This is a genomic window from Plantactinospora sp. WMMB782 (genome assembly GCF_049179135.1).
Classification (GTDB): Bacteria; Actinomycetota; Actinomycetes; order Mycobacteriales; family Micromonosporaceae; genus Plantactinospora.
In genome coordinates this window covers 2,404,518-2,421,603 of sequence record NZ_JBMHMC010000007.1, presented here as the reverse complement: position 1 = coordinate 2,421,603, position 17,086 = coordinate 2,404,518, and the positions used below count along the sequence as shown (strand labels likewise).

Annotated in this window: 17 protein-coding genes; 3 read left to right on the top strand and 14 right to left on the bottom strand. The window is 72.0% G+C overall.

Annotation, left to right across the window (positions count from 1 at the left end; translation table 11 throughout):
* Positions 1-53: 53 nt before the first annotated feature.
* From ACN28A_RS13080 to ACN28A_RS13040, 9 genes are all read right to left on the bottom strand, one after another.
* Positions 54-1,514, bottom strand: coding sequence for an ATP-binding protein (locus ACN28A_RS13080; RefSeq protein ID WP_421395343.1), 1,461 nt, complete (start codon positions 1,512-1,514; stop codon positions 54-56).
* Positions 1,515-1,588: 74 nt separating this feature from the next.
* On the bottom strand, positions 1,589-1,924 hold the full coding sequence (locus ACN28A_RS13075; RefSeq protein WP_421395341.1) for a rhodanese-like domain-containing protein: 336 nt from the start codon (positions 1,922-1,924) through the stop codon (positions 1,589-1,591).
* 41 nt (positions 1,925-1,965) lie between these two features.
* Positions 1,966-2,913, bottom strand: a complete 948-nt coding sequence (locus ACN28A_RS13070; protein ID WP_421404352.1) for an LCP family protein — start codon at positions 2,911-2,913, stop codon at positions 1,966-1,968.
* A 263-nt stretch (positions 2,914-3,176) separates the two neighbouring features.
* The gene (locus tag ACN28A_RS13065) at positions 3,177-4,448 is read right to left on the bottom strand and encodes an LCP family protein (RefSeq protein WP_421395339.1); all 1,272 of its coding nucleotides are present in this window, start codon (positions 4,446-4,448) and stop codon (positions 3,177-3,179) included.
* 122 nt (positions 4,449-4,570) lie between these two features.
* On the bottom strand, positions 4,571-5,827 hold the full coding sequence (locus ACN28A_RS13060; protein WP_421395337.1) for an LCP family protein: 1,257 nt from the start codon (positions 5,825-5,827) through the stop codon (positions 4,571-4,573).
* A 76-nt stretch (positions 5,828-5,903) separates the two neighbouring features.
* Positions 5,904-6,884 carry a GDP-mannose 4,6-dehydratase gene (locus tag ACN28A_RS13055; RefSeq protein ID WP_421395335.1) on the bottom strand — a complete coding sequence of 327 codons (981 nt, stop codon included), beginning with the start codon at positions 6,882-6,884 and terminating at the stop codon, positions 5,904-5,906.
* 170 nt (positions 6,885-7,054) lie between these two features.
* Positions 7,055-8,749, bottom strand: a complete 1,695-nt coding sequence (locus ACN28A_RS13050) for a cation acetate symporter (protein WP_421395334.1) — start codon at positions 8,747-8,749, stop codon at positions 7,055-7,057.
* Positions 8,746-9,114 carry a DUF485 domain-containing protein gene (locus ACN28A_RS13045; RefSeq protein ID WP_421395332.1) on the bottom strand — a complete coding sequence of 123 codons (369 nt, stop codon included), beginning with the start codon at positions 9,112-9,114 and terminating at the stop codon, positions 8,746-8,748. The genes ACN28A_RS13050 and ACN28A_RS13045 overlap by 4 nt, the downstream gene beginning before the upstream one ends.
* Before the next feature lie 267 nt (positions 9,115-9,381).
* Positions 9,382-9,969, bottom strand: coding sequence for a flavin reductase family protein (locus ACN28A_RS13040; protein WP_421395331.1), 588 nt, complete (start codon positions 9,967-9,969; stop codon positions 9,382-9,384).
* Between the two features lie 81 nt (positions 9,970-10,050).
* On the opposite strand from ACN28A_RS13040, the gene ACN28A_RS13035 reads away from it, so the two are divergent.
* Positions 10,051-10,551, top strand: coding sequence for a SigE family RNA polymerase sigma factor (locus ACN28A_RS13035; RefSeq protein ID WP_421395330.1), 501 nt, complete (start codon positions 10,051-10,053; stop codon positions 10,549-10,551).
* Positions 10,544-11,362: a hypothetical protein gene (locus ACN28A_RS13030; RefSeq protein ID WP_421395329.1), complete on the top strand. Its 819-nt coding sequence runs from the start codon at positions 10,544-10,546 to the stop codon at positions 11,360-11,362. Before ACN28A_RS13035 ends, ACN28A_RS13030 begins: the two co-directional genes overlap by 8 nt.
* Before the next feature lie 30 nt (positions 11,363-11,392).
* Here ACN28A_RS13030 and ACN28A_RS13025 read toward each other — a convergent pair whose 3' ends face one another.
* The 5 genes from ACN28A_RS13025 to ACN28A_RS13005 all read right to left on the bottom strand — a co-directional run bounded on the left by ACN28A_RS13025 (position 11,393) and on the right by ACN28A_RS13005 (position 16,080).
* Positions 11,393-13,036, bottom strand: coding sequence for a cation acetate symporter (locus ACN28A_RS13025; protein WP_421395327.1), 1,644 nt, complete (start codon positions 13,034-13,036; stop codon positions 11,393-11,395).
* Position 13,037: 1 nt separating this feature from the next.
* Entirely contained in the window at positions 13,038-13,445 is a 408-nt protein-coding gene (locus ACN28A_RS13020) for a hypothetical protein (RefSeq protein WP_421404351.1), read from the bottom strand.
* Positions 13,446-13,505: 60 nt separating this feature from the next.
* A complete protein-coding gene (locus ACN28A_RS13015) occupies positions 13,506-14,621 on the bottom strand; it encodes a sensor histidine kinase (RefSeq protein ID WP_421395325.1) in 1,116 nt (371 codons plus the stop codon).
* Positions 14,618-15,304: a response regulator transcription factor gene (locus tag ACN28A_RS13010; RefSeq protein WP_421395324.1), complete on the bottom strand. Its 687-nt coding sequence runs from the start codon at positions 15,302-15,304 to the stop codon at positions 14,618-14,620. Before ACN28A_RS13010 ends, ACN28A_RS13015 begins: the two co-directional genes overlap by 4 nt.
* Before the next feature lie 224 nt (positions 15,305-15,528).
* Positions 15,529-16,080, bottom strand: coding sequence for a phosphoribosyltransferase family protein (locus tag ACN28A_RS13005; protein ID WP_421404349.1), 552 nt, complete (start codon positions 16,078-16,080; stop codon positions 15,529-15,531).
* A gap of 209 nt (positions 16,081-16,289) precedes the next feature.
* Here ACN28A_RS13005 and ACN28A_RS13000 point away from each other — a divergent pair, with 209 nt between their 5' ends.
* Positions 16,290-16,922, top strand: a complete 633-nt coding sequence (locus ACN28A_RS13000) for a septal ring lytic transglycosylase RlpA family protein (protein ID WP_421395323.1) — start codon at positions 16,290-16,292, stop codon at positions 16,920-16,922.
* The last annotated feature ends 164 nt before the right edge of the window (positions 16,923-17,086 follow it).

The window sequence follows — 17,086 nt, the reverse complement described above, 5'->3', positions numbered from 1 at the left end:
CCAGGTGCCGCCCCGACCGACCACCGGGCACGGCGGCGTCGGGCGACCTCGGTTCAGCCTCGGGGCAGCCGCACCTCTGCGACCGTACCGCCGCCGTCGCGTGGACGGAGGGAAACCCAGCCATTCTGCCGCTCGACGATCCGGCGTACCAGGTAGAGCCCCAGGCCAGCGCCGGGATAGCGGCGCCGGTCACCGGACTCGCCCTGCCAGAACCGTTCGAATGCGCGCTCGACATGCTCCGGACGTACCCCGATTCCCCGGTCGCTCACCCGGAACGCCACGGTCCGCCGGTCGGCTTCGGCGCTGAGCAGCACCGGCGAGCCGTCCGGGGAGTACTTGCCGGCGTTCGTGGTGAGTTCGGTGAGCACGGTCGCCAGGCTGGCCCGGTCGCCGAGCGCCTTCGGCAGGTGCTCGGGCAGCCGGATCACCAGCCGGTGCCGCAGTTCGGCCGGGAGGTCGGCGACGGCCGCCCGGAGCGCGTCGAGCAGGTCGAACGGGACCGGCGGGGAACCGCCGACCGGTCCGGCGTCGTTTGTGGTGGCGAGCAGTCGGTCCACCAGCCGGGCCAGTTCACCGGCCCGTTGGCCGATCACTCCGGCCGCCTGTCGGCGGTCCGAGTCGGAGAGCGACTCCCAGTGCGTGCCGAGCGTGTCGGCGTACCCCTTGATCACGGTGACCGGGGTACGCAGCTCGTGGCTGGTCACCGCGACGAAGAGGTCCCGGTCGTGGTCCCGGATGTGCTGGTCGCTGCTGTCCCGGAAGGTCACCACCCGGGCGGCCGCCGCGCCCGGCAGCTCACCAGAGGTGATCTTGAGCCAGCGGCCGTCCGGCAGCCGGTGGTCGAGCACCTGCCCCGGCGGCGGCACCGGGAACGGCAGCGGCCGGTCCAGCAGCTCGGCGGCGCGCAACCCGGTGACCTTCTCGGCGGCCGGGTTCCAGAGCTGCACGGTGCCGTCCCGGGTGACGACCGCCAGCCCGTCGGCCAGGGCCGCGACCACGGTGCCGTCGCCGTGCACCGGCAGGCCGGCCTGGTCGCCGTACATGTGTGCGGCGGTGGCGGCCAGGAAGTCGAGTACCGACTGGTGTTCCGGGTCGGCGGGGCGCTCCGCGTCCGGGTAGACCGCGTACAGGTTGCCGATGGTCAGGCCGCCGATCTCCACCCGGGCGGCCAGCAGGTGCCGCAGGCCGCGCCCGTCCAGCTCCTCGGCCAGGTCCGGCGGGAGGATGTCGACGTTCATCGTGCGTACCCCGGGGCCGCAGAGCCGCTCGTCGGCCGGCTGGTCGAGGACGGGGATCGGCCGCCCGACCGCCCAGTCCAGCTCCCCGTCGCCGCCGACCACCCGGCCGCCACTGGGGCCGAACTCGACGAACGCCACCCCGGGTGCCCCCAGCGCCCGCCCGGCGACCCGTAACAGCCGGTTGAGCACCGGCAGGCCCACCTCGCCCGCGTTCAGCATTCCCAGCACCTCGGCGTGGCCGGCGACCAGGCGGGGGTAATCGGGGCGTTCCGGCATGCTCCGAGTCTGCCCGTTCGACGCCGCTTTCGGCAGTACCGCCGTCCTCGCGCTCCCGGGTGGGCGGCCGGTGCTCAGACGACCCGGGCCGGCTGCCCGTCCTCGCTGGCCAGCGGGCGGCCGGCGGCGGCCCAGGCACGCATCCCGCCGTCGAGGTTGCGGACGTTGTCCCAGCCGTGGCTCATCAGATAGCCGACGACCTGTCCCGAACGGCCGCCGGAGCGGCAGACCACCACGACGTCGGCGTCGGAGGGGATCTCGGACAGCCGCGCGGGCACTTCCATCATCGGCAGGTGGTGGGCGTCGGGCGCGTGCCCGGCGGTCCACTCGTCCGGCTCGCGTACGTCGAGCAGGTAGGCGTCGGCGGGCACTTCGGCGGCGGTAACCGCGGGTACGTTGGCTGCGAACACGGTTACCAAGGGTAGAGCCTGACCGGGATCGCACCCGGAGCCTAGAGCGGGTTGACCCATTTCGGATGCTGCCGTGCCCAGTTGTCCAGCTCGGCGCCGCCCATCGAGTCGAACAGGGTGTAGGCCGGCTCGTCCAGCAGGACGTACGAGACCTCGTCGATCGTCTCCGCGTGGGACGGCAGCTGGATGCCACGCAGCGCGTCCGAACGCACCCCGCGCAGACCGAAGATCAGGTCCTCCAGCGGCACCCCGTTGGTGTCGACGGTGAACGACGAGCCGACGGCCCGGATCACCTGGTCGAGCCGGAGCGGGTTGCGGAGCATGTCACCGGTGGTGGCCTTGTCCATCATCGCCCGCAACAGCTGCTGCTGGTGGCGCTGCCGGTCGAAGTCGCCGTTCGGCAGGTCGTAGCGCTGGCGGGCGTAGTCCAGCGCCTGCGCCCCGGTCATCTGGTGGCAGCCCGCCTCGAAGAGGTTCCGGGTGTGGATCGACCGGACCGGGGTGTCGACGCACATCCGGATCCCGCCCAGCAGGTCGATGGCGCGCTGGAAGCCGGCGAAGTTGACCAGCGCGGCGCCGTCGAAGCGGATTCCGGTGAGCCGGCTCAGGGTGGCGGAGAGCAGTCGGGTGCCGCCCTGGCCGCCGCCGCCGTACTGGAAAGCCGAGTTGATTTTGTCGGGGCCGCCGGGCCAGCCGCCGGCGGTGGCGGGCGGGATCTCGACGAGCAGGTCCCGGGGTACCGAGATCAGGTAGGCCCGGTCCAGCCCGGCCGGCAGGTGGGCGATCATGATCGTGTCGGAGCGCTGGTCGCTGCCGGGACTGGCGGCGGGGCGCTCGTCGGAGCCGACAAGCAGGTAGTTGAGCGGGCCGACGACGTCACTCCGGTCGCCGCGGGCGGCCGGGTCGAGGAGCAGTTGCTTGACCACGCTGTTGTCGTAGCGGTCGGCCAGCATGTGCAGCCCGGCGCCGCCGGCTCCGGAGACCAGCAGCAGGACCAGGCCGAGCCCGAGTGCCACCTTGGCCCAGACCGGCGCCTCCCGCAGCCGGCGCCGGTCCGCTGATCTTCCGGTACGGCCGGTGCCGGGGACTCGTCCTGGCTGCCCGGGTGTGGCCGGAGCAGCCCGCCTGGATGTGAACGTGACCCCTCCCCGGACCCGGCACTGAGTGAAGCTTCCTCAGCTCAGGCTAGGCGTCCGGTTTGCGCGTCCAGCGGCTTTTGCGATTTTCCCTGGCGACATCCGTCCGGGCGGCGCTACTTGGTCGACGCGAGCACGGTCGGGTTGTTGATGATGAACTCGTCCAGCCGGTCGTTCTTGACCGCCGCGAACATCTGCTGGCTGATCGGCTTGAGGGTCTCCCGACCGTTGCCGTTGCCGGCGAAGTTGCCGTCGTTGGTGCGCAGCAGCACCAGGTCGTTGGCGGCCACCCCGCGCATGGTGAAGATGAAGTCGGCGATCGGGGTACGCCCGGTGTCCACGATCAGCGCCTCGCCGGCGGCCTTCATCAACTCGTTGAGCTTGCCGATGTCGGTCATCACGCCGTCGCTCATGGCCTTCTTGGCCATCGCCTTGATCAGCTGCTGCTGGTTCTGCTGCCGGTCGTAGTCGCCGCGCGGCAGGCCGTAGCGCTGCCGCGAGTAGTCAAGCGCCTCCCAGCCCTCCATCTGCCGGCAGCCCTTCTTGTGCACCACCGGCTTCTTGACCCCGCGGGCCTTGTCGGCCTCGTGGTTCCACATCGGCTCGCCGTCGACCAGCTTCATGTGGTGCGACTTGACCTCGTGGCGCACGCACATCGGGATGGTGCCGAGGGCGTCGATGATCTTCTTGAAGCCGCTGAAGTTGATGATCGCCGCGCCGTCGAAGCTGATCCCGGTCAGCTTGTTGACCGTCGCCGCCATCAGCTGCGCGCCACCGGCCAGCCCGCCGCCGTTCTGCGCACCGTGGTAGAACGCCTCGGTCGCCTTGGCGGTGCCGCCGCCGTACCCGCTCTTCTTGAAGGCCGGCACCTGCACCTCGGTGTCGCGCGGGATGGAGAGCAGGTACGCCTGGTCGTGGGTGGCCGGGATGTGCAGCACGATGATGGTGTCGGCCCGTACGTTGTCGGCGTCCAGCCGGGCCCGCGCGTCGATGCCGAGCAGCAGCAGGTCGATCGGGCCGTCGAGGTCCTTGCCGCCCTCGGCGTCGGACTTGCCCGCGCCACCGAGCAGGTTCTCCTGCTGGATGCTGCTGGTCGCCTGGTCGATCGCGACCTGCATGCCGGCGATGGCCACCCCGCTGGAGAGCATCAGCACGGCACCGAAGATGACGGTGAGCCGGGCCCAGAGCGGGGTCCTGCGGCGCCGGGCACTCTTGCCCCCCCTGCCCCCTTTGCCTCTGCCGCCCTTGCCGCTCTTCGTCTTGCCGGCGGGCCCGTCCGACGCCTCGGGCCAGTCGTCGAGCGGCGACGGCCCCACCGACGCGGTCGCCCGGGAGGGCGGGACCGTCGAGGCGGGCCGTGGGGGACGTCGGCGGGACTGCACCGGCATGCCTGCTCCAGGTTCGGGGGTGAGGGCGGGACGCCGTGACAAGGTGCGGTAACCCGCCGGTCGCCCCGAATTCAACTACGTTACCTGCTCCTGTTCATCTACGGGTACACGCGCCGATCGGTTCAACCGCCGTTGGCCGGCGTCGGTGTCGGTGCGACGTTCGCCGCCACCCACTCGTCCATCGTGTCCGCCGCCATCGCCTGGTACATGGCCAGTGCCTTCTGCCGGTCGGACACCACCACCGACTCGCCGTCGATGGTCTCGCTGCCGTTGTGCGGGCTGGTGATGAACTGGAGGTTCTCGCCCCGCAGGTTGCGGAACTGGATCGCCATGTCGACAAGCGAGAAGCCTTCGTCGACGGTGACCGCACTGGTGACCGACTTGAGGAAGGCGTTCAGTTTGCCCGGGTTGGTGAGGGTGCCCGTGCTGACCGCCTTGTCCATCAGCGCCCGCAGGAACTCCTGCTGGTGGCGCATCCGGGCGAAGTCGCCGTCCGGGAACTGCTTGCGCTGCCGGATCCAGTCCAGCGCCTCGGCCCCGTTCATGTGGTTGACGCCCTTGTCGAACTTCCGGTACGGCTTGTGGATCGAGGTGATGCTGCGCTCCACCTTCAGGTCGACCCCGCCGAGGGCGTCGGTGACCTCCTTGAAGCCGGCGAAGTCGATCGCCATCACGTGGTCGATCCGGACGTCGGTGAAGCACTCCACGGTGCGGACCGCCAGCGGCAGACCACCGAAGGCGAAGGCCGCGTTGATCTTGCCCCGGTCGCCGCTGCCGCACTCCGCCTTCGAGTTCTCCGGAATCGGCACGTAGAGGTCCCGGGGGATCGAGACCAGGTACGCCTTGTCGTGGCTGGCCGGGATGTGCATCACGATGATGGTGTCGGCCCGCCACTTGCTGCGCTGGTCGACCGGGGCGTCCGGGTCCCGGGAGTCGCTGCCGACCATCAGGATGTTCAGCGCGCCGCTCACCGACTTGGGCCGCCCGCCGGCCAGCTCGGCGAACGGGTCCGTCCGGGCCAGGTCCTTGTCCAACCCGCGCAGATAGAGCCATGCGCCGCCGCCGGCCAGCAGGGCCAGCACCAGCACCGCGACGCCGGCCACCAGGGCGATCCGGCCCCACCGGGGGCGCGGGCCGCCGCGCCCGGGGGCGCCGGGCAGACCCGGACCGCCGGGACCGCCGGGGCCACCGCCGCCGGGACCGGCCGGGGCGTCGTGCCGACGGGCCTGACCTGGTACGCCGGACACCTGCGCCCGGCCGGAGATCCGGCTCGACCCGGCCGGCTGACCGGGGCCGGGCACCGAGGCCCGGCCGGCGGATCCACCGGCCGTCATCCGGTACGGACTGTTGGCCGCGTTCGGGGGAGGGCTCGCGAACATGCCCACAGGGTACGTAGCGGAACCAAGAAGACTCTGGGTGCCACGGCCCGGGCGGCCCGGGGCGGGGTATCCTGCGCTACCCCGCCAACCGCTGGCTGAAGTGCTCGATCGTCCGGCGCAGCCCCTCGGTCGGGGCCACCTCGGGCTCGTATCCGAGCCGCTCCCGGGCCAGCGTGAGATCCGGCCGGCGCATCTCGGGGTCGTCGGCGGTCCGGGTGATATAGGTCACCTGGGACCGGCTCCCGGTCAGCTCGGCGATCGTCTCGGCCAGCTCCCGCATCGACACCTCGTGTTCGGTGCCGCAGTTGATCGGGCCGGTCTCGGTCGAGTCGAGCAGCAGCAGGATGCCCCGGACCAGGTCGCTGACGTAGCAGATGGACCGGGTCTGCGCACCGGTGCCGTGCACGGTCAGCGGCTCGCCGCGCAGCGCCTGGGTGATGAAGGTGGGGATCGCCCGCCCGTCGTCCGGCCGCATCCGCGGCCCGTACGTGTTGAAGATCCGCACGATGCCGACGTCGAGCCCGTGGTAGCGGTGGTATGCCATGGTGCTCGCCTCGGCGAACCGCTTGGCCTCGTCGTAGACGCTGCGTACGCCGATCGGGTTGACGTTGCCCCAGTACGTCTCGACCTGCGGGTGCACCTGCGGGTCGCCGTACGCCTCGGAGGTGGAGGCGAGGACGAACCGGGCCCGGTCGGCGACCGCCCGGTCGAGCAGGTGCAGGGTGGCCAGCGAGCCGACCCGGAGGATCTCGATCGGCAGCGTGGCGAAGTCGGTGGGGCTGGCCGGCGAGGCCAGGTGCATGATGGCGTCGAACCGCTGGGCGATCGCCGGGTGGTGCTCGGGCAGCCCGTCCGAGACGTCGGCCTCGACCAGGGTGAACCGGGGATGGTCGGCCAGGTGGGCGACGTTCTCCTTGGAGCCGGTGACGAAGTTGTCCACCGCGACCACCGTGCAGCCCCGCGCGACGAGCGCGTCGACCAGGTGGGACGGGACGAATCCGGCACCGCCGGTGACGAGGATCCGGTGTTCCGCTCCGAAACGCTGGGCTACCACCATGCGTCCAGCCTACCCAGAAAGCTGATCTCCGGCTGGCCGAGGGATGCCCGTCAGCCGGGACCGGCCGGCGGAGAGCGGACGGGTGGTGCCGGGTCACCTAGTACCCGACACCACCCGTCATGTCGATATGACCGACCGCGACCGTCGAAGGGGTCGGCCGGTCCGCCGGATCAGTGCGCCCCGGCGCCGGTGAGCGAACGCACCTCCAGCTCGGCGTACTTGTCCTCGTCCGTCTCCTTCGAGATCAAGGTGCCGATCCAGCCGCAGAGGAAGCCGACCGGGATGGAGATGATGCCCGGGTTCGACAGCGGGAACCACTGCCAGTCGCTCTCCGGGAACATCGCGGTGGGCGCCCCGGAGACCACCGGGGAGAAGAACACCAACCCGACGGCGCTGATCAGACCGCCGTAGATCGCCCAGACCGCACCGGAGGTGTTGAACCTCTTCCAGAACAGGCTGTAGAGGATCGCCGGCAGGTTGCCGGAGGCCGCCACCGCGAAGGCCAGGGCGACCAGGAACGCCACGTTCAGGTTCTGCGCGAAGATCGACAGCACGATCGAGATCGCACCGATGACCAGCGCCGAGACCCGGGCGACGTTCACCTCCTGCCGCTCCGACGCCTGGCCGCCCTTGACCACGTTGGCGTAGAAGTCGTGCGCCAGGCTGGACGAGGAGGCCAGGGTGAGCCCGGCGACCACCGCGAGGATGGTGGCGAAGGCCACCGCCGCGATGATCGCGAGCAGGGCCGCCCCGCCGACGTCGCCGCCGAGGAAGTCGACCCCGAGTGCCTCGGCGAGCTGCGGCGCCGCCGTGTTGCCGGCCGCGTCCTGTGCCCTGATCGCCTCCTGGCCCACCAGGGCCGCCGCGCCGAAGCCGAGGGCCAGGGTGAACAGGTAGAACGTGCCGATGATGCCGATCGCCCAGAGCACGCTCTTCCGGGCCGCCCTGGCGGTCGGCACGGTGTAGAAGCGGATCAGGATGTGTGGCAGGCCGGCGGTGCCGAGCACCAGGGCGATGCCGAGGGAGAGCAGGTCGACCTTGTTGTAGAAGGTCTTCGTCGCGTCCCCTGCGACCTCGACGCCGTACCTGAGTCCTGGTTCGAGGAACGCCGAGCCCTTGCCGGAGGCGTTGGCGGCGTCGCCGAGCAGGTTGGAGAGGTTGAACTTGTAGTGCGCCAGCACCAGGACCGTCATCACCAGGGCGCCACCCATCAGCAGGAACGCCTTGACGATCTGCACGTAGGTGGTGCCCTTCATGCCACCCACGGTGACGTAGATGATCATGAGGGCGCCGACCATGATGATGGTGGCGATCTTCGCCGCGTCGGCGTCCATGCCGAGGAACGTGGTGCCCGGCCGGATGCCCAGCAGCAGCGCGACGAGCGCACCCGCGCCGACCATCTGGGCCAGCAGGTAGAAGACCGAGACGGTGATGGTGGAGACCGCCGCCGCCGTCCGGACCGGCTTCTGCCGCATCCGGAACGCCAGCACGTCGGCCATGGTGTAGCGGCCCGAGTTGCGCAGCAGCTCCGCCACCAGCAGCAGGGCCACCAGCCAGGCGACCAGGAAGCCGATCGAGTAGAGGAAGCCGTCGTAGCCGTACAGCGCGATGATGCCGGCGATGCCGAGGAACGACGCCGCCGACATGTAGTCGCCGCCGATCGCCATGCCGTTCTGGAACCCGGAGAACGAGCGGCCACCGGCGTAGTAGTCGGTCGCCGTCTTGGTCTGCCGGCTGGCCCAGATGGTGATGCCCAGGGTCACCGCCACGAAGACCAGGAAGAGCGTGATGGTCAGGGTACGGGCGGTGCTGCTGTCGCCCGCCTCCGCCGCCAGGCTGAACCCGGCCAGGATCTCTCGACTCATGACGACGGCTCCTCCTTCCGCTCGTCGGTGCCGCCGGTGAGGTCGGCGCGGATCTTGTCGGCGACCGGGTCGAGCTTCCGTTCCGCGTACCGGGAGTAGAGCCAGGCGATCAGGAAGGTGGAGACGAACTGCAACAGGCCGAAGACGAGGGCGACGTTGATGTTGCCGACGATCTTGGTGCCCATGAATCCGCGTGCGTACGCGGAGAGGATCACGTAGAGCGCGTACCAGAGGAAGAACGCCACGGTCATCGGAAAGACGAAGCCGCGCAGAGCCTTGCGCAACCCGACGAACTCGTCCGATCGCTGTGCCGCGACGTACGGGTCCGCCGGTGCGCTGGCCGGCGCGGGAGTGTCCGTAGACATGCTGGTCTCACCACCTTCGCAGGGGCAGGGGAGTTTCCGCGCACCGTATGGAGCAGCCCGGATCTCGGAAAGCAGTGATCCGGAGCCTGGTCGGCGGCTGCGCCGAACGGGCCGGTGGCTGCGCCCAGTGACCCGGATCACGCCGTTTGGCGACGGGCCCACCTCGCCCGACCCGGGCCGTGGCCCGGAGGTCGCCGGGGGTAGATGTCCGTTCCGCGTGATACCACCAGGTCATCGTGATGACACCCTGGCATCACGCTCGCCGGGTCACCCGTTTCCGGTCAGCTCGCGGTAGCGGCCCCGGTGGTGCAGCAGGGGTGCCGCCGTACCGGTCAGTTCGACGGTCTCGACGGTGGCCTCGACCAGCAGCGCCCAGCCGTACTCCCGGGCGTCGTCCAGCCGGCAGCCGGCCCAGCCGCCCACCTCGGCCCCGCCGCCACCCACCCCGGCCGGCACCGGCCCGTATCCGGTGTGCGTCCAGTCGCCGGCGGCGAAGAGCCCGCCCGGAGCCGGGAAGAGCCCGGCGAACCGGTCGGCGAGCTGCCGGTGCGCCGGACCGAGCAGCGTCACCGCGAACCGGCCGCTGGCCGAGGCCGCCGCCCACAGCTCGGACTCGTCGTCGACCAGCCCGAGCAGCCGTCCCGGCTCGCCGTCGGCGACCAGGGTGGACGAGACGGTGAGCCCGGCCGGAGCCGCCGGCTCGCCGGTCGCGCTCGTCCGGGCGTACGCCGTCCAGAGCGTCACCGGCGCCGGCAGCCGGCCGCGCAGCCGGCGCACCGGGGAGCGGTCCCGCTCCGGGGTGGCGAACGGGTCGGTGTGGTGGATCTGCCCGCCCGGCGGCTCGGCTCGGTTCACCGCCCCATTGTGCCGTCCCGAACCGCGAAACCGTGGACGCCTCCGGGGGGTGTAGGCAGTAGAAACCTGACGGGAGGGGCGATGGCCCAGGAGAACGACTTCCACGAGTTCTACCAGAGCACCCGGCACCGGGTGGTGACGGTCCTCTACGCCCTCAGCGGCAACATGGCCGATGCCCAGGACGCCACCCAGGAGGCGTACGCCCGCGCCTGGCAACGCTGGTCCAGGGTGAGCTCGTACGCCGACCCGGAGGCCTGGGTCCGGACGGTCGCCCGGCGGATCCAGCTCAACCGCTGGCGGAAGCTGCGCAACGGCCTGGCGGCGTACCGGCGGCACGGCCCGCCGGCGGCGGTCGACCCGCCCTCGGAGAACACCACCGCGCTGGTGACGGCGCTGCGACAGCTGCCCGTCGACCAACGCGAGGCGATCGTCCTGCACCACCTGGCGGACCTGCCGGTGGCGGCGGTCGCCAGCCAGCTCGGCGTGCCGGTGAACACCGTGAAGACCCGACTGGCGCGGGGGCGCCGAACACTCGCCCAACTCGTCGGCGAAGAACTCACGGAGGAGAACGCCAATGCCTGACCGACTCTTCGAGGACCTGTACCGGGACACCGAGCGGCTGCACTGGGCGTCGACCGGCGAGGTACGCGAGCGTGGCCGGCAGCTGGCCCGGCAGCGGACGTACACGGTGCTGGCGGCCGTGCTCGTGCTGCTGGCGGGTGGCGGGATCGGCGCCTGGAACGCGCTGGCCGACTCCGGGCGGCGCCAGGTGCTGCCGGACGTGGTGGCGACCGCACCGGCCACCCGGACGCCGAGCCCGACCCCTTCCCGCACGCCCACGCCGACGGCACCCTCGTCCCCCTCCGGCTCGACCGGCGACCCGGGACGCCCGACCGGGACCGCCATCCCGGCCGCCGCCACGCTGCAACGCTCCGACGTCCCGTCCGGCTTCCGGTCCATCGGACAGAACCCGGACGGCAACTGGGTGCTGCACTCCGTCTCGGGACACTGCCCGAACACCTGGCAACACCCGGGCCGGAAGGTAGCGGAACGCGAGCAGGGGTTCGCCGTCGGCGAGCGGCGCCTCGTCCAGCGGGTGCACCGGTACGCCGGCACGGACGCCCGGCAGGCGATGGCCGCGGTGCGGACCAACGTGGACGGTTGTGCCGGCGCCGACCGGATCGAGATCACTGTCGTCGACCGGGGTTTCGCCGGAGAGGAGTCCGTGCTCGTGGCCGCCGAGGTCGAGGGTGTCCGGAACCTGTGGGTCTTCGTCCGCCGGGCGGACCTGGTAACCGAGATCTGGATCAAGAACGGGACCGACCACGCCGAGGCGCGCCGGTTGGCCGACCGGGCGGCGGTCCGGCTCTGCGCGGGTACGACGAACTGCTGAAAGGTCCGCCGCGGTGCTGCGGGTGCGCGGTCAGAGCCGGAGGGTCTCCGGGGCGTGCAACCGCAGCATCGTCGCGGCGACGTCGGTCGGGGCCCGGCGGCGGGTAACCCAGGAGACCGTCACCATCACGGTGAAGGCCAGCGGCACGGTCCAGGCGGCCGGCTGGGCGATCAGCACCGCCGGCCAGCCGGTGAGTTCCGGGCCGACCACGGTGAAGAGCACCGCGCCGACCGCCGCGCCACCGCCGGCCAGGATCCCGGCCGCCGCGCCCGCGTCGGTCAGGCCGCGCCACCAGATGCCGAGCACCAGCAGCGGGCAGAAACTCGACGCGGCCACCGCGAAGGCCAGCCCGACGACCTGGGAGACGTCCAGCCCGGAGACGTTCAGCGCCAGCACCATCGGCACCAGCCCGGCGACCACGGTGGCCAGCCGGAAGTCGCGTACCGAGCCGCGGCCGAGCACGTCGGTGGAGAGCACCCCGGCCACGCTTGTGAGCAGCCCGGAGGAGGTGGAGAGGAAGGCGGCGAACGCACCGGCGGCGACAAGCGCGGCCAGCAACTGGCCGGTCAGCCCGCCGCCGAGCGCCGCGCCGGGCAGCAGCACCACCACCGCGTCGGTACGCCCGGTGAGCAGCAACTGCGGGGTGTAGATCCGGCCGAGTACGCCGTACAGGGTCGGGAAGAGATAGAAGGCGCCGACCAGGGCCAGCACCACCAGGGTGGTACGCCGGGCCGCCGCGCCGTCCGGATTCGTGTAGAAGCGGACGAGTACGTGCGGCAGCCCCATCGTGCCGAGGAAGGTCGCCAGGATCAGCGAGTAGGTGGCGAAGAGCCCCCGGTCGTCGTCCCCGGCCGTGCTCGGCAGCAGCCACTCCAGCCCGCCGGCCGCGTCGACGCTGGAGATCTCCGGCACCGGGTCACCGGCGGCGAACGACAACTCCTCACCGGGGCGTACCTCCCGGGTGGCGCCGTCCGGCAGGGTCAGCGTCGCCCGCTCCTCCACCACCACCGTGGTCGCGGCCGGGAAGACCGAGCCGCCGACCGGGGTCACCGGCGGCCGGGCGTCGGCCTGCCAGTGCAGCACCAGGAAGATCGCGGGTACCGCCAGCGCGGTCAGCTTGAGCCAGTACTGGAACGCCTGCACGAAGGTGACCGCCCGCATCCCGCCGAGCGCCACGTTCGCGGTCACCACCGCCCCGACCAGCAGCGCACCCAGCTCGTACGGCCCACCGGCGACCGTGGTCAGGGTCAGCCCGGCGCCCTGCAACTGCGGCACCAGATAGAGCCAGCCGATGAAGACGACGAAGGCGGTGGCCAGCTTGCGCAGCCGCCGGGAGCCGAGCCGCAGCTCGCAGAAGTCGGGCAGGGTGAACGCGCCGGAGCGGCGCAGCGGCGCGGCCACGAAGAGCAGCAGCGCCAGATAGCCGGCGGCGAAACCGACCGGATACCAGAGCACGTCGACGCCGTACTTGAGGATCAGGCCGGCGATGCCGAGGAAGGATGCGGCCGACAGGTATTCCCCGCCGATCGCCGCCGCGTTCCAGGTCGGGCTGACCATCCTCGACGCCACCAGGAAGTCGGAGGTGGTCCGGGCCAGGGTCAGCCCGTAGAAGCCGATCGCGACCGTGACCAGGGTGACCACGATGATCGCCGGCACGGTGTACGCGTTGCCCACCTCAGCGCTCCGGCCGCTGGACCACGTCGACGAAGTCCTGCTCGTTGCGCTCGGCCAGGTGCACGTACGCCCAGCCGGCGGCGACCAGGAACGGGAAGGCGGCCACCCCGAGCAGCAGCCACGGCAGGTTCACCCCGAACAGTTTCGCCGCGCCGACCTCCGGGGCGATCGCGAAGAGCAGCGGCAGCCCGCCGAGCCCGATCCCGACCACCAGCGACAGCCGCAGCGCCAGCGCGAGCTGGGCGCGGATCAGCCCGCGGAGCAGCGCGTCGCCGACCTGGGTCTGCTGGGACAGCTCGGCCCGGGTCCGCTCGGCGCCGCTGCCGCTGCGGGCCACCTCGGCCAGCACCACCCGGGTCCGGCGCGGCGGACCGGGGCGCCCCGGCTCCGGCTGCCGATCGATCGGGATGGCCACCCCGGCAGTCTCACCGCCTGGCCGGGAATGTCAAGTCGACCCCCGGCCGGGCCGTCAGCGCTCCACCAGCACGGCGGAGTGGTCGCCGGCCGCCGGGGCCACCGTCGGCAGGCTCACCCTGATCTGACAGCCGGCCGGGCGGGCCGAGCGGCCCGGAACGGTCGGTTCGACCAGGGGACGGTCGGCGACCGCGATCGTCCCGCCGTGCAGCTCGACCACCCAGTGCGCGATGGCCAGGCCCAGCCCGGTACCGCCGTCGCTGGTCCGCTCGCCCCGGGTGAAGCGTTCGAAGACCTCCGGGCGGAGCCGGGCCGGGATCCCCTCGCCCTCGTCGGTCACCTCGAACCGCAGCTCGTCGCCGACCCGCTGCGCGGCGACCAGTACGGTGCCGCCGGGCGGGCTGTGCCGGGCCGCGTTGTCCAGCAGGTTGGCGAAGACCTGGTGCAGCCGCCGGGGGTCGGCCGGCACGGTCAGCGGCGCGGAGTGCTGGCGTACCTCGAACCGGACGTCCCGCCCGGCGCCGGCCGCGGTCACCGTGGCCTGCTGGATCACCTCGGCCAGGAAGTCCGCCACGTCGACGTCCTGCCGGCGCAGCGGCAGCACCCCGGCGTCCAGCCGGGAGAGGTCGAGCAGGTCGGCGACCAGATGACCGAGCCGTTCCGTCTGGGCCAGTGCCACCCGCAGCGTCGGCAGGTCCGGCTCGGCCACCCCGTCGACGATGTTCTCCAGCACGCCCTGGAGGGCGGTGATCGGGGTACGCAGTTCGTGCGACACGTTCGCGATCAGCTCCCGGCGGCGCCGGTCGGCCTCGGCCAGGTCGCCGGCCATCTGGTTGAACGCCGCCGCCAGGGTGCCCACCTCGTCCCGGGAGCTGGCCCGGACCCGCCGGGTGTAGTCACCCCGGGCCATCGCCCGGGCCGCCGCCGTCATCTCGCGCAGCGGCGAGGTCATGCCGTGGGCCAGCAGTTGCGAGGTGAGCAGGGCCAGCAGGACCGCCGTCCCGGTGGTCCACGGCGGCAGCCAGCCGATGCCGACGATGAAGACGGCCATCCCGGCGGCACCGGAGCCGACCATCAGGATGCCGAGTTTCAGTTTGATCGACCAGATCGGGTCCAGCGGCCGGGGCAGCACGTCGAGCGTCCGGTTGACGCCGGTCCAGAAACCGGTCACGGCCGTACCTCCAGCGCGTAGCCGACACCGTGCACGGTGCGGATCAGGTCGGCGCCGAGCTTGCGGCGCAGCGCCTTGACGTGGCTGTCGACGGTACGGGTGCCCGACCCGTCGGCCCAGCCCCAGACGTCGGCGAGCAGCCGCTCCCGGGGCAGTACCGTCCGGGGCCGGTTGGCGAAGTGCGTCAGCAGGTCGAACTCGGTGGGCGTCAGGTGCGCCTCGACGCCGTCCCGGCGGACCCGCCGCTCGGCCTGGTTGATCTCCAGGTCGCCGAGCCGGAGGATCCCGGTGCCGTTGCGGACCGCACTCGTGGCCCGGTCGACCCGACGCAGCAGCGCGTGCACCCGGGCGGCGAGTTCGCGCAGCGAGAAGGGCTTGGTGAGATAGTCGTCGGCGCCGACGGCGAGCCCGACCAGCAGGTCCGTCTCGTCGTCCCGGGCGGTCAGCATCAGCACCGGGACCGGCCGGTCGGCCTGGATCCGCCGGCACACCTCCAGGCCGTCGAAGCCGGGCAGCATCACGTCGAGGACGACCAGTTCGGGCCGGCCGGTCCGGAACGCCTCGACGGCACCGGGCCCGTCCCGGGCGATCTCCACCAGGAAGCCCTCGGCCCGCAGCCGGGCGGCCACCGACTCGGCGATGGTGCGCTCGTCCTCCACGACCAGGATCCGGCGTTGCGTCATGCCCCTGACTGTAGAAAGCCGTCGTGCGGAAACCTCGCCCGCGTTGTGAACAACCTGTGGAGAACTTCATCACCCTGTGGATAACCCGCTGACCAGCAACGGAGCGCGGCGAAGGTCAGCAACGGAGTGCGGCGAAGGTTCAGCAACGGAGTGCGGCGAAGGTTCAGCAACGGAGTGCGGTGAGGGCCGGCAACGGAGCGTGGCGAACGGGTCGGGCCGGGCGGTCAGGGGTGCAGGTCGGCCTCGGTCAGCAGGTGCGTGACGCGCAGTTCCGCGAGTGTCTCCGGCGGGGCGGCGGCGACCAGGCAGGCCGTGCCGAGGACTGTGGCGCCGCGTCGGGTGGCGATCTCGTGCAGGGCGCGTACCTGGGCGCCGCTGGCCAGCCAGTCGTCCACCACGAGTACCCGGTCGCCGGGGCCCAGGTGCCGGTCCCGTACCCCGAGGGCGAGCCGGCGTTCCCGGTAGTCGTACCCGGTCCAGGCCCAGGTGGTCGGCTCGGCGATCCGCCGCTGACCGGTGTTCTTGTACGCCGGGACGAATCCCGCGCCCAGCGCGGTCGCCACCAGCGGGCCGAGCAGCAGGCCGGTCACCTCGGGAGCGACCACGACGGTGGGCGGGGCGGCCCGGAACGGCTCGGCCAGCGCGGGGCCGAGCCCGGCGAGTAGCTGCGGATCACGCCACCAGCCGGAGACGTCGCTGACCAGGTGCGTGCTCTCCGGCCCCGGGTCGGTCCACCGGAACGCCCCGACCAGCCGCCTGCTCAGTTCCGCCCGCACGGGAACCATCCTGCGGCATCCCCGCTCCAACCCGTACGCCGCACGGTCTCCAACCCGTACGCCGCACGTCCGACCCACGCCGGGTCGGATGATCGGCTACACGTTTCGGCACATAACCGGGCGAAAGCAGATGATCACGTTGACTTCCGAAGTGCCACCCTCGTTACGGTCCGACCCGATCCATGTCGTAGCCGGGGAAGGACGTTGCGGTGGCTGGGAAGCATTCCCGAGTTCGGATCCTGCGCTGGCCGACCGGCGTGCTGGCGGCCGGTGCGGTCGCCGTGGCGCTGGTCGGTGCGGGCGCGGCCGGGATGGTGCGGCTCGGCACCGAGCCGGTCGCCGACTCCGCCCCGGCGCCGGCCCTGGCCGACCCGACGACTCCGGCCGGCCCCGGCGGACCGGTGACGGCGTCGCCCACCCCGGAGGCGGTGACGCCGACGCCGGCCCGGTCGCCCGAGCGTGCCTCCCGGGCCAGCTCCCGGGCCACGCCGAGCCGGACCAGCCCCGCGAAGAAGCCGGCCGGCAAGCGGCCGGCGGGCAGCCCGACGGCCCGGGTGGTGGACACCGGCTCCTGCGGCGCCTCCTACTACGACCAGGGGCAGGTCACCGCGAACGGCGAGGCATTCGACCCGAACGCCCTGACCGCGGCGCACAGGACCCTGCCCTTCGACACCCGGGTCCGGGTGACGAACCCGGACAACGGCCGGTCGGTGGTGGTCCGGATCAACGACCGTGGGCCGTTCGTCGAGGGCCGCTGCATCGACCTGTCCCGGGCGGCCTTCGAGGCGGTCGCCGCGCTGAGCCTCGGCCACGTCGACGTGCGCTACGAGGTCCTCGGCTGAGGGTCCCGGCGTGCCCCGGGCTCGCCCGGCCGCCCTGTCCGTCGTCGGCCGGACGCGTGACGTGATCGAGGAATGTTCATTCGACTGGCAACGGTTGGCTGACCCGGCGACAAGATCCGGCGGATCTGGACCGGTGGGATGCACCGGGTGGCCAGAACCCGATC